This is a genomic window from Corynebacterium sp. HMSC035E02 (assembly GCF_001836065.1).
Lineage (GTDB): Bacteria > Actinomycetota > Actinomycetes > Mycobacteriales > Mycobacteriaceae > Corynebacterium > Corynebacterium hiratae.
In genome coordinates this window covers 53,641-66,407 of sequence record NZ_KV827369.1, presented here as the reverse complement: position 1 = coordinate 66,407, position 12,767 = coordinate 53,641, and the positions used below count along the sequence as shown (strand labels likewise).

Below are 12,767 nucleotides of genomic sequence, written 5' to 3'. Positions count from 1 at the left end.
GCCGTGACTTCTCAACTCTCGCCCCAACCACCTGCCTCCCAGGCCCACGTGGTCGTTACCGGCATTAAGCGCGAGTTCGCGGACAACACTGGTCTCCATGCCACTGACCTCGCCATTAACACCGGCGAGTTCATCTCCATTCTCGGCCCCTCCGGTTGCGGTAAGTCCACGCTTCTGCGCTGCATCGCAGGCCTCGAAACCCCCGATGCTGGCACCATCACCTTCTCCGATAAAGAAGTGTTCGGCCCACACACGAACGTTCCCGTTAATAAGCGCAACCTGTCCATGGTGTTTCAAGATCTGGCGCTGTGGCCGCACATGACTGTGGAGAAGAACATCGAGTTTCCCCTCACCACCGCGGGTAACAAGTTGTCTTCTGTGGAACGCACAGAACGTGTGCGCGCGTGCATGGACATGGTCGGAGTTACCCCGAAGGCACAAGCTCGCCCTAATCAACTCTCCGGTGGCCAGCAGCAGCGCGTAGCCATCGCCCGCGCGCTTGTGTCCAACCCGCAGTTGCTCCTAATGGATGAGCCACTCTCTGCGCTCGATGCTGCCCTGCGTGTTCAGATACGTGCCGAGCTCACTGCCTTGGTCCACGACTTAGGACTCACGGTCATCTACGTCACCCACGATCAATCCGAGGCTCTGTCCATGTCGGACCGCGTCGTCGTCATGAAGGACGGCGTCATCGAACAGTTCGCCGATCCTGTCACCCTCTACGACTCCCCTGCCACCCCCTTCGTCGGTGGCTTCGTGGGTACTATGAACCGCCGCGCTGGGCTTCCCGACGTCCGCCCGGAAAACCTCACCGTCCTTGACGCGGAGGAAGACATCGGGTCTTTCCCGCACCACGTGGACGGAATCGTCCGCACCGCTCAGTACATCGGCGGACGCTACGAGCTGCACTGCGATGTCGAAGGCGCTGACGAGCCTTGGGTGGCTTACAGCCGCTCTCGAGTCGATCGTGGTTCGACGGTACGTCTTGCGTACTAGTCACATCCGTTTTCTACTTTAAGGATTCTCCATGCTGTATAAGAAACTTTCTCTCGCCCTCGCTGCCGCCGCTGCTTCTGCCCTGGCTCTGACTGGCTGCGGTTCTGTTGATTCCGCTGACTCCACCGACGCATCCTCCGCCGACAACACCGGTGCTGAAACCAGCGCCGAGGCCTGGGAAGCCCCGGAGGGACTGTCCGGCGAGCTGGACTACTACTCCGCGAACCCGCAGGGCCTTACCGACGCCCTCGTCGAAGCCTTCGAGGAAAAGACCGATGTCAAGGTCAACGTCTTCGCCGACACCACCGGCAAGATCACCGCCAAGCTCAAGGCGGAAGAGGCTAACCCGCAGGCAGACGTGGTCTACTTGGCTTCTTGGTCCGCTGCTTCCAAGCAGGACAAGGCCGGCGCTCTGGCGGAGTACACCCCGGAAGGTGCTGACAAGATCACTTCCAGCTGGGTATCCAAGAACGGCACATTCACCGGCCGCGATGGCTCCGCCTTGGCACTGGTGACCAACACCAACGTGGTGGACTCCGCTCCTCAGGACTGGGAGGACCTCGCTGACGAAAAATACAAGGATCAGGTCATTATGCCGGATCCGCGCGAGTCCGGCACCGCCGCTGACCTCATTGCCGCCATGGTGGATCAGTGGGGCGAGGACAAGACCTGGGAGCTCTTTGACAAACTCTTCGACAACGGCATGATTGTCCAGGGCGCTAACGGTCCGGCCCTGGACCAGGTCACCTCCGGTTCTCGAGGCATCGTCATGGGTGGTGTGGACTACTCCGCATACTCCGCTCAGGCCAAGGGAGAGCCGCTTGAGGTTGTTATCCCCTCCTCCGGCACTACCGTCACCCCGCGACCGGTCATGATCCTCAAGACCACCGACAACAAGGACGCTGCCGAAGCTTTTGTCGACTTCATGTTCTCCGATGAAGCACAGGAGATTTCTGCTTCCAAGAACATGATCCCGGCCAACACCGAGCTCACCCCGAAGAACGGCCCGAAGCTGGAGGAGATTGAAACCCTCAACGAGGATCTCGATGGCATCGCCTCCTCCTCCAAGGACATCAAGGAAAAGTTCGCTGAGCGCTACCTGAAGTAGCCTCTACTATCTCACCACGGAGCAACCCCACCTTATGAGCACCACCACCCGCAGCCCTCAGCGCACTCTCGGCATTTATGCAGTACTCTTCGTGCTGCTCGTGCTTGTCGCTGCGCCGTTGGCATCGGTGCTCATCAGCGCTGTGGTGGGGTACCGCGATGAGCCTTCTTCTCTCCACAAGATTGTGGAGCCGGGCATGGGAGAGGTGCTACTCAATACGGTCGTCCTCTCCCTCCTCGTGGTGGTCTTTTCTACTCTGTTCGCCGCCCCGCTAGCTTTCCTGCGCGCGTGGACGTCTTTTTCTAAGGCGAACTGGATAGAAATCGCCATCATGATTCCTTTCATGACCCCGCCTTTTGCCGCAGCAATGGCGTGGATGGATTTCACCCGCCGCGGTGGAGTCTCCGAATTGCTCTTCGGGCATACCGTCGGCAAGCTCGCGCATGACGCCATTTACTCGGTTCCTGGCATGGCTTTCATCATGGCGTGCGAGCTCTTCCCCTTCCTCTATCTCATCCTGCGCAACTGTCTGACCTCAATTCCTGCATCCTCTCTGGAAATGGCTCAAGTCGCAGGCGCCAGCCGGTGGCAACAGATTAGTCGCATCATCCTCCCCACCGTCGTGGGCCCCTATTCACTGGGCGCACTGATCATTTTCATCAAGGCTGCCGGCGAGTTCGGCACCCCAGTTACCTTGGGAAACGCCATCGGTTTCACGGTCCTCGTCTCCTCCATCTACCAAGACGTCACCATCGACCCGTTGAGTTTCTCCGATGCAGCAGCCTCCTCATCGGTGTTGTTTGCACTTGGTGTGGGCGCATGGGCATTCCAGCAATGGGTCTCGCGGCGCGACCTTACCGGTGGTGGACGAGTATCCCGCCAAGTCTCGCTCCGCATCGGCACCGCAGGCAAGGTCCTTGGCAGCTTAGTTGCTTTCCTCATCATCGCCTGCTCGGTGCTCATCCCGTATATTTCCATCACCCTGGCAGCCATGACCATTCTGCGATCCGCGCCCCCAACGCCTCAAAACCTCACCTTCGACTATTTCGCCATCGTCCTGCAGATGCCTTCCGCTCAAGAAGCTTTGCTGCGTTCCATCGCCCTCGGTGCAATTGGCGCCACAACGGCGGTCATCCTCGGCATCGCGGTCACCTTGCTCACCCAGCGAACCAGGCAGATCAGCGCCCGTGTTGTCGACTTCCTTGCTGTAGCACCGGATACCGTCCCCGGAATCGTTCTCGCCATTGGCTTCATTCTCCTATGGAACGCTCCCTGGCTGCCATGGACACCTTATGGCTCCATGATCATCCTCGTCATGGCTTTTACTGTTCTCTTCCTGCCGATGGCGGTGCAGAACATCAAGACCTCCGCTGGCGCGGTTTCCCCTTCGGTCTACGAGGCAGCCGCCGTGTCCGGTGCCTCCGCCTCCCACACGTTGCGCAGCATCACCTTGCCGCTGCTTGCCCCGGGTATCTTTGCCGGTTGGCTGCTGGCGTTCTTTGTGGGCTTCCGCGAGCTCGTCATGTCCTCCCTGATCCGCCCGAGCCAGCTCAATCTCCTTGCGCCGTGGATCATGAACCAATTTGACCAGGGCCACCGCGCTGAAGCCATGGCTATGACGCTCATCGGTGTAGGAACCTCCACTGTCGTGCTAGTCCTAATCACTTGGTGGCAAGGAAGGAGGGCGCGTGGCTAGTATCCTCATTTTCGCGGACCTTCACCTTGGCCGCCCCGACGCGCCAGGCATGGAGTGGGTGCTAAACGTACTGGAGGTCACGACTGCGGATGCATGTATCTGCCTCGGTGACATCATTGACCGCAAAGCCGACGCAGCCACCTACGTACCCCAAGCACAGAAAGTCATGGCTCGCGCATGCGAGCTTTTCAGCGACGTCCATTTCATCTCCGGGAATCACGACGTCCACCACGAACTCAGTCTCTCTTCGCCTGTAACGGTTCATTCCGCCGACGTTCACTCCTTTCACTGCGCCGGCGCTACCGTTGTCACCGCCGCGGTAGCTGCCGATCCCGATCCCCGCACACTCACCTTTCCAACGCGCCAGAGCAACGAGCCGCATCTGGGATTACTGCACTCATCAGTGACCGGTGAATTCTCTAAAGGCATATGCTTGCCCACGACACCCGAACAGCTACAGGCCTGTGGCTTCGACGCATGGATTCTTGGCCACGTCCACACTCCACAAGTGCTTCAGGACAATCCCTTTATCGGTTGGGTCGGTATGGGAGAGGCAGTGCTTTACGACGTCCCCACTTCCTCCCTCACTCGCCTCTAACACATCTCCTACCTGACCACACGCGCCGCTCAGAGAACTAGCTCTCACTTGCCCACCGCGTGATCAATGTCTCACGAATTGGCGTTTGCGCTAGACCGAGAGCACCGCATGCATGCATCATGTATACATGCAAAAAGACAAGGTACCCGCCGCGGAACGGGCCTACGATCACCTCAAGCGCCGCATCATCGATGACGACATCGATGACTCGGAGATGCTCTCCGAAGCCGCCCTTGCCGCCGAGCTGGGAATGAGTAGAACCCCGGTGCGCGAGGCTTTCCTCCGTTTGGAGGTGGAGGGCTTCTTGAAGCTCTATCCCAAGCGCGGTGCGCTGGTCGTACCGATTAGCCCCCGCGAAATCCGTGAGGTCTACGAGGCGCGCCTCCTCGTGGATGAGAACTCTGCCCGCCATATTTGCGGACTGTCCGCAGAGGAGCGCGGTCTCATCGCCGATGTCCTCGTCGCCACCATCGATGAGCAAAAGGCCGCCCTCGACGCTGGCGATCTGGGCTCCTATACCCAACTGGATGCGAAGTTCCACCAAACCATCATGGACAACGGCGGCAACCGCCTCCTCGCCCACCTCGGCCACACCTTGCGCGAGCGCCAACAGCGATTTACCGCAACTGCCATCGGCCGCAGCGTCGAGAAGGCACGCGGCTTCGTGGCCCAGCACGCCTTGCTTGCCGACGCCCTCCGCACCGGCGACATCGACACCTACCTGACCGAACTCCATTCCCACCTCAACTCCTCAAGGAAGCAACTGTGACTGTCTCTGCGCATTCGAACCCGCTTGTCGAGGCGCCTACTCCCCAACCCGACGCCCCCACAGACGCCGACACCACCGAAAGCACTGAAAGCGCTGCCTCCCCAGGCTCGCCCAGCCGCTCCGCCGAAGCGCCGCTGCCTAAGCGCGCGTGGTTCCCCGTCGCCGGTGCCATGATCGCGGTTGCTTGGGGCGGAAATGAATTCACCCCGCTGCTGGTGATGTACCGCGAGACCTCGAATTTTTCCCAGGTGACGGTCAACGGGCTCTTAGCCGCCTACGTGGTTGGCATCATCCCCGCACTGCTCATCGGCGGCCCGCTGTCCGATCTGCTTGGCCGCCGCCCACTGTTGCTCCCCGCAGCACCACTGTCCTTGGCAGGCTCTTTCTTGCTGTCCATCGCCCCCAACGAACCACTCATCATCGCGTTGGGACGCGTCTTGTGCGGTATGGCATTAGGCCTAGTCATGGCGGTGGGTTCAACGTGGATTACGGAGCTCATCACGAGCGCCGGCGGCGACCCAGCGTCCGGCGCTCGTAAGGCTTCGTTGTGTTTGACCGCCGGCTTCCTCGTCGGCGCGGGTATCGCTTCGGTGCTGGCCCAGTGGGGGCCATGGCCGACTCACACGGCCTATATCCTCCACATGCTGCTCACGCTGTTGACTGCCGCGTGGATCCTGCATACGCCTGAGACCCGCCAGCCCAGCCGAGGCGATGTCAAGACCACCATCCTGGAGCTCAGGGTGCGTGACATGCTGGAGATGCTCCACATCCCCGCCGCTGCGCACAAGCGTTTCCTGCGTGTCGTCGTGCCCGTGGCCCCCTGGGTCTTTGGCTGCGCGGGAGCGGCCTATGCGCTCCTTCCACAGCTGCTATCCGAATCCGCTGGAAACGCCCCCATCGCTTTCTCCGGCCTGATGACCGTCATCACCCTGGGCTGCGGCGTGGCCGTCCAGATGCTGGGCCGCCTGGTTGATACCCACAAGTCCGCGCGAGCCTCGGCCCTGTCGATGTTCGTCATCACCGTCGGCGCAATCCTCGGGGCGTTTGCTGCTCACTCGCTGTCCCTGCCGCTCGGCATCGCAGCCGCCGCCACAATGGGCGCGGGATACGGTTTGGCGCTGGTCGCTGGATTGTCCGAGGTCCAGCGCATCGCGGGCGAGCGAGAGCTCGCCGGCTTGACCGCCGTGTACTACTCCATTTCTTACACTGGCTTCTTCATCCCGATGGCCTTTAGCGCGCTTGCGCCCTATATCGGCTTCACGGCGTTGTTCAGCATCGGCAGCTTCTTGGCGCTGGTGTGCCTCATCAACGTCATCCTTGCGTGGCGCGCACACCTGCCCGGAACCCGCCGCTAGCGCACACACCCCGTCATCGCGGCCCCCTCCGGGCCGCCCCTGCGCCACCAGTGCACAGATGCTCAAAGCTCCGCCTCCCCACTCGAGGGAAGCGGAGCTTTTCGCTGCGGATTTAGGCCTTGGCCACGGTAGCCGTCACGCCCTTGAGGACATCATGGATGTTCTGTCCATCGCTTGGCTCGAGAGCCTGGGTCGTCACAGTGAAGTCGACAGCAAGCACCTCCGCCGCGATGTGTTCGCGGTGGTGATGAGCCCACTCTTCCTTCTCCGCGGGAACGGAGAGAACCACGGTGATGCGGTCAGTCACCACGAAATCCTCGGCCTTACGCGCATCCTGCAAACCGCGGATGACGTCCGCAGCCCAGCCCTCTGCCTCGAGCTCCTCCGTCACCTCGGTATCCACGGCGACAAGGCCATCGAGCCCTTCCACGCGAGCCGTCGACTTCGCATTCGCCGCCTTGAGGCGCTCGGTGTACTCGTCCGGGGATAGGCGGATATCGCCGTCGACCACAACGTCCTCGCCCTCGCGCACGTAGTTGCCCGCCTTGAGGTTCTTGATAGCTCGCTGAACATCCTTGCCCAAGCGCGGACCGGCTACCTTGGCGTTGCACACGACCTCGAAGGTGCCCACCGCGTCGACATCGTCGGTAAGCTCAACGTCCTTAACGTTGACCTCATCCCGGATGATGTCCTTGAAATCCGCCAGGCGCGCCGAATCCTTCATCGCCACCGTCAGCTTCGGCAGCGGCAGGCGGTTGCGCAGCTTGTTGGACTTACGCACCGAGGACGCCGCGGAGGCCACCGCGCGGGTGGCATCCATGGCGGCCACGAGGGCATCGTCAGCCGGGTAATCCTCGGCCTTCGGGTAGGAAGCCAAATGCACGGAGCGCTCACCGGTCAGGCCACGGTAGATGACCTCAGCCACGTGCGGCAGCAGCGGCGCGACCACGCGGGAGACCGTCTCCAGGACCGTGTAGAGCGTGTTGAAGGCCTCCGGATGGGCTTCCTCGCCCTCCCAGAAACGGTCACGGGAGCGGCGCACGTACCAGTTGGTCAGCGCGTCCGCGAAGAGGCGGACCTCCTCGGTTGCCGTAGCAATATCGGTATTCGCCAGCGCATCATTCGTGTTCTTTACCAAGTCATGCGTCTTGGCCAAGATGTAGCGGTCCAGAACGTTGGTGGAGCTGACATCGAACGTCGCGTCCTGGGAAGCGTAGAGCTGCAGGAAGGTGTAGGCATTCCAGATCGGCAGGATGGCCTGGCGCACGCCCTCACGGATGCCCTGTTCGGTGACGATGAGGTTGCCACCGCGCAAGATCGGCGAGGACATGAGGAACCAGCGCATCGCATCCGAGCCATCGCGGTCGAAGACCTCGTTGACGTTCGGGTAATTGCCCTTGGACTTGGACATCTTCAGTCCGTCATTGCCCAGAACGATGCCGTGGGCCACAACCTTCTTGTAGGCCGGGCGGTCAAAGAGCGCGGTGGACAGCGCATGCATGACGTAGAACCAGCCGCGGGTCTGACCGGAGTACTCCACGATGAAATCAGACGGCGAGTGGGTCTCAAACCACTCCTTGTTCTCAAACGGGTAATGCTTCTGCGCAAACGGCATCGAGCCGGACTCAAACCAGCAGTCCAACACGTCCGGCACGCGGCGCATCGTGGACTTGCCCGTCGGATCATCCGGGTTCGGGCGAGTCAGTTCATCGATGTGCGGGCGGTGCAGGCTGGTCGGGCGCACGCCAAAGTCACGCTCCAGCTCATCCAGGGAGCCGTAGACATCCACGCGCGGGTACTCCGGGTCATCGGAGATCCACGCCGGGATCGGAGCGCCCCAGTAGCGGGTACGAGAGATGTTCCAATCGCGAGCGCCCTCCAGCCACTTGCCGAACTGGCCGTCACGGATGTGCTCCGGCAGCCACTCGATCTCGTTGTGGTTGAGCTCCACCATGCGGTCGCGGAACTCGGTCACCTTGACGAACCATGCAGGCAGCGCCATGTAGATGAGCGGTTCGCCGGAGCGCCAGGAGTGCGGGTAGGAGTGCTCGATGGTCACGTGGCGCACCACGCGGCCAGCTTCCTTCAGGTCCTTGATGATGCCCTTGTTAGCGTCGAAGACCAGCTGGCCCTCGTAAGGTGGCACCTGCGAGGTGAACTTGCCATCCTCATCCACCGGAATGACCAGGCCCACACCGTACTTCTGGCAGGTGAGCATATCGTCCTCACCGAAGGCCGGAGCCTGGTGGACCACACCGGTACCGTCCTCAGTGGTGACGTAATCTGCGAGCAGCAGCTGGTAGGCATTCTCGACATCCGGGAAGAAATCGAAGATGGGCTGGTACTTAAAGCCCTCGAGCTCAGCGCCCTTGAACGTTTTGAGAACTTCCGCCTCACCCAGCTCCTTGGCCAGGGTGCCGGTGAGCGCTTCGGCCATGATGAAGGTGCGGCCAGCAAAGTCGCCCTCGGTGGCCTTGAACAGGACGTAGTCGACCTCCGGGTGGACCGCCAAAGCCAGGTTGGACGGCAGGGTCCACGGGGTGGTGGTCCAGGCGAGGAAGGAGGCGTCGGCAAGCTCGGCGTTATCCGCCAACGTCTTCTCCGCCGCGCTTCCCTCCACAGCGCCCGCTACCGGGAAGGTCACCGTCAGGGTCGGATCCTGACGCATCTTGTAAGAATCATCCAGGCGCGTCTCCTGGTTCGACAGCGAGGTGTGCTCAGCCCAGGAGTACGGCAGAACCCTGAAGCCCTGGTAGATCAGGCCCTTGTCGTAGAGCTCCTTAAACGCCCACATCACGGACTCCATGTAGTTCAAGTCCATGGTCTTGTAACCGTTTTCAAAGTCCACCCAGCGAGCCTGGCGGTTGACGTACTCTTCCCACTCATCGGTGTACTCGAGGACGGACTTGGCGCAGTACTCGTTGAACTTCTCCAGGCCCATCTCCTCGATCTGGGCCTTGTCGGTGATGCCGAGCTGCTTTTCTGCTTCCAGCTCCGCCGGCAGGCCGTGGGTGTCCCAGCCGAAGACGCGCGGGACGTGGTTGCCGGCCATGGTGCGGTAGCGCGGGACGATGTCCTTGACGTAACCGGTCAACAGGTGGCCGTAGTGTGGCAGGCCGTTGGCAAAGGGAGGGCCATCATAAAAGACGTATTCGGGGCAGCCCTCGGTTTGCTCGAGGCTGGCTTTAAAGGTGTCGTCGGCCCTCCAGTACTTCTGGACCTCCTGCTCCATATCGGGGAAACGGGAAGACCCAGTAGTCATATCGACTTTGGGATAAACGCTGCCGACGTTCGCGGGGTTATTACTCATCTAAAAATTCCTTCACTCGTTCGCTGTGGCGGGGACGCGCCTTACGGCTCGCGGTACCACCCCGCTTGGGCGCCGAGGCGCCCCGCTTCGTTGATGTGAAGGAGATGACGGTCCCTACCCGCCCGGTTCTAATAATGCTCCGCTAAGCGCAAAGCACGTTCTTCCGGAATGCTCCCCGGTGATAGCCGGCTCACTGCATACGCCTAAAAGTATAGCGAGCCGGTCAAGTTTTCACAGGCGCAGGTTCCCGAAAGCCCCAAAATAGAAACGCCAGTACACGAAAGAGGCACCTGGGATAAGGTTTTCCACAGGAACATTTTTTCTAATGCGCGCAGGTCATAAGGTGTTTTAAGCTCCACTGTCATGAGCGCACTGCAGACTTTCCTTAACGCACTCGGGGCCGGCATCGATGTCGTCGCCGAGTGCGAAGGCATGTCTGAAGCAGACCTCATCGCCGCCGGATCCCCAGACAAAACCGCCGCGGAGTTGGCACGGCTGTATACGAGCTTCTTTGGCAAGACCGCCATGACGCGGATGCAACGCGACGCAGTGAAGGCAGCGCGCCAACGCAAGCATTCTTTGCCTACCTTGGAGGTCATCGACCGCTACGCCCGCAAAGCCAAAACACAAGCGTTGGGCTGGAAGCTGCGTCTAGAACTCTGCCGAACGAGCGCTGACACCCTCGCCATGGAGGCGCTGGCGAAGAAGAAGCTCAAGGAACACTCAGCACCGCCCACGCCGAAGGAGGGCGTGACTGTCTACCGCCGCCGCAATGCACCGTGGACGATGGCGATCACGGGCCCCTCGCAACTGATTGCAGAGCTTAACGACGCCGTCGACCCGGCACGTCCCCTCGAGTCCATCCGCGAGGCCTTCTTCAAAGGCGCTGCACCGCGCCGCGGCTTGCAGACCAATATCCTTGTGCCGCTGGATGCAATGACGAAAATTCTCGACGGTGACGGCGAAGAAATCACCCTCCAGATGACCAATGGCGCCACGATGACCGGGGCAGAGTACCTCAACAAGGTCATCGCCGGTGAAATCGATAAAGACGGCGCGCTCGCGACTCTTTTTCATCCCTATCACGGGCCGGTCAACCTCTACTACGAGGAGCGCTCGGCCAGCATCAAGCAGCGCATCATGGCTATGGCCGAGTTCCCAGTCTGTGCTTGGGATGACTGCCTGAAGCCGGCCGATGAATGTCAAGTTCATCACCTCATCGCGTGGAAGAACGGCGGGTACACCAACCAGGAAAACTTGGTGATGCTCTGTCCGTATCACAATGGGGTGAACCAGGACGATCCGAATGCGCCGCCGGGTCGCGGCCGCATGGCTCGGGTCAGGGGAAAAGCGAAGAGAACGTACGGCCCTCCCCCGCCACCCACGCCGCTGCAAGCGCCACCCGGGTTATTCCCAAACTCCGGGGAGCGAGACGACTAGCGACTTCACAGAAGTAGCCCTCCACCCAGAATTACCACTGGGTCGAGGGCTACTCGTCGTGCCTTAGCTGCGCGCGTTACAGATTTTCGGCGAGACCGAGCTACTCGTCGTGCTTGCGGCGCAGCTTGATCACGGTGTCTGCGATGAACAGGACGATACCCACCCCAGCCGAAGCGAAGAGCACGTACAAGGACCACTCAGCAGCGGTGAGGATGTAGTTCACGAACGCCAAGAAAGCAACAAAGGCCAGAAGCAATGCGCCGATGAGCATGTGCGCTCTCCTTTCCCCACCAATGACTAAGGGCTCTGTGCTTACAAAGAATGTATACCTACGGACGTATACCTACAGAAAAGAATAACGGCGCCCCCGCAGGGACGCCGCTCATTCAGAGATTAATTGTTGGACTTTCCGGCCTCACCGTTGGGGGCAGCGGTGCCGCGGGACTCCAACTCCTCAAGCTGGGACTGCAGCAGCGTCTTGAGGCGGGTACGGTACTCGCGCTCGAAGGTGCGCAGCTCGGAGATGCGGGCCTCCAGAGCGGTCTGCTGCTGCTTGACCGTGTTCATGACCTCGGTGTGCTTCTTCTCAGCATCTGCCTGCAGGGCAGCTGCCTTCTCCTCAGCCTGGCGAATCTGTGCCTCCGCGCGGGACGTAGCGTCGGCCTCAGTCTGCTTTGCCTTGTTTTCGGCGTCAGCCACCAGCTTCTTGGAGCGGGTATCGGCTTCCTGCAGCTGCGCGTCGTAGCGCTTCTGGGCGTCAGCAAGCTGAGCCTTGGAGTGAGAGTCAGCGTCGGCAAGCTGCTTCTCTGCAGCCGTGCGGGCCTCCGCCAGCATGGACTCGGAATCGGCCTTGGCCTCGTTGGTAAGGCGGTCTGCCATCTCCTGCGCCAGGCCCAGAACGCGGGCTGCCTGCATATGCGTGTCCGGGGTGGCGAGGCCCTGTGCGTTGGACTGTGCAGCACCTGCACCAGCCACGGCAGCAGCGGAAGATGCGGTGGTGGAGGTTGCGGAGTTCTTCTTTGCGGACTCCAGCTCCTTCTTGGTGCTCTCCAGTTCCTTCTTGGAGGCCTCGAGCTCACGCCTGGCAGCAGCAGCTTCCTCGCGTGCGGCCTTGAGCTCTGCGGAATTGTCCTGCGCCTGAGCGGCCTTCGCCTGTTCCTGGGCGCGCTTGGTTTCTTCCTTGGCCTTGGCAATCTCGTTCTTGGAGTCAGCCAGCTTTGCCTCGTACTCAGCGCGAAGCTTGGATTCGACGTCCTTGCGCACAGCGGCCTCGTCGACCTTAGCGGCAGCGGCACCGCCGGCAGCGCCGGCCGGAGCCTGAGACTTCAGCTCCTCAACCTGGGCGTGGAGATCATCGTTCTCATCCTGCAGCTGAGCAAGAGCATCCTCAACGAGATCGAGGAACTGATCGACCTCGTCCTCGTTGTAGCCACGCTTGCCAATTGGCGGCTTGCTGAAAGCGACGTTGTGTACATCAGCTGGTGACAGTGGCATT

General features: G+C 61.0%; 10 protein-coding genes. 7 read left to right on the top strand and 3 right to left on the bottom strand.

The features are described 5' to 3' along the window. Positions 1-3 precede the first annotated feature (3 nt). The 6 genes from HMPREF2635_RS09885 (at position 4) to HMPREF2635_RS09860 (ending at position 6,522) form a co-directional block, all read left to right on the top strand. On the top strand, positions 4-996 hold the full coding sequence (locus HMPREF2635_RS09885; RefSeq protein ID WP_070512703.1) for an ABC transporter ATP-binding protein: 993 nt from the start codon (positions 4-6) through the stop codon (positions 994-996). Positions 997-1,027: 31 nt separating this feature from the next. Continuing rightward, complete coding sequence (locus HMPREF2635_RS09880) at positions 1,028-2,104, top strand: ABC transporter substrate-binding protein (RefSeq protein ID WP_070512480.1); 1,077 nt, start codon at positions 1,028-1,030, stop codon at positions 2,102-2,104. 34 nt (positions 2,105-2,138) lie between these two features. Beyond that, entirely contained in the window at positions 2,139-3,800 is a 1,662-nt protein-coding gene (locus HMPREF2635_RS09875; RefSeq protein ID WP_070512477.1) for an ABC transporter permease, read from the top strand. Continuing rightward, entirely contained in the window at positions 3,793-4,398 is a 606-nt protein-coding gene (locus HMPREF2635_RS09870; protein WP_083303797.1) for a metallophosphoesterase family protein, read from the top strand. The genes HMPREF2635_RS09875 and HMPREF2635_RS09870 overlap by 8 nt, the downstream gene beginning before the upstream one ends. A gap of 127 nt (positions 4,399-4,525) precedes the next feature. After that, on the top strand, positions 4,526-5,167 hold the full coding sequence (locus HMPREF2635_RS09865; protein ID WP_070512472.1) for a GntR family transcriptional regulator: 642 nt from the start codon (positions 4,526-4,528) through the stop codon (positions 5,165-5,167). Positions 5,168-5,337: 170 nt separating this feature from the next. Continuing rightward, complete coding sequence (locus HMPREF2635_RS09860) at positions 5,338-6,522, top strand: MFS transporter (RefSeq protein ID WP_232745221.1); 1,185 nt, start codon at positions 5,338-5,340, stop codon at positions 6,520-6,522. 112 nt (positions 6,523-6,634) lie between these two features. Here the strand turns inward: HMPREF2635_RS09860 and ileS are convergent, their stop codons facing one another. Continuing rightward, entirely contained in the window at positions 6,635-9,832 is a 3,198-nt protein-coding gene (gene ileS, locus HMPREF2635_RS09855) for an isoleucine--tRNA ligase (RefSeq protein ID WP_070512466.1), read from the bottom strand. Between the two features lie 363 nt (positions 9,833-10,195). Here ileS and HMPREF2635_RS09850 point away from each other — a divergent pair, with 363 nt between their 5' ends. Further along, positions 10,196-11,272, top strand: coding sequence for an HNH endonuclease signature motif containing protein (locus tag HMPREF2635_RS09850; protein ID WP_070512462.1), 1,077 nt, complete (start codon positions 10,196-10,198; stop codon positions 11,270-11,272). A gap of 100 nt (positions 11,273-11,372) precedes the next feature. Here HMPREF2635_RS09850 and HMPREF2635_RS13450 read toward each other — a convergent pair whose 3' ends face one another. Further along, a complete protein-coding gene (locus tag HMPREF2635_RS13450; RefSeq protein WP_046647978.1) occupies positions 11,373-11,543 on the bottom strand; it encodes a hypothetical protein in 171 nt (56 codons plus the stop codon). Between the two features lie 122 nt (positions 11,544-11,665). Further along, positions 11,666-12,766 (bottom strand): DivIVA domain-containing protein, encoded by a 1,101-nt coding sequence (locus tag HMPREF2635_RS09845; protein ID WP_049155270.1) that lies wholly within the window; start codon positions 12,764-12,766, stop codon positions 11,666-11,668. Between the last annotated feature and the right edge of the window lies 1 nt (position 12,767).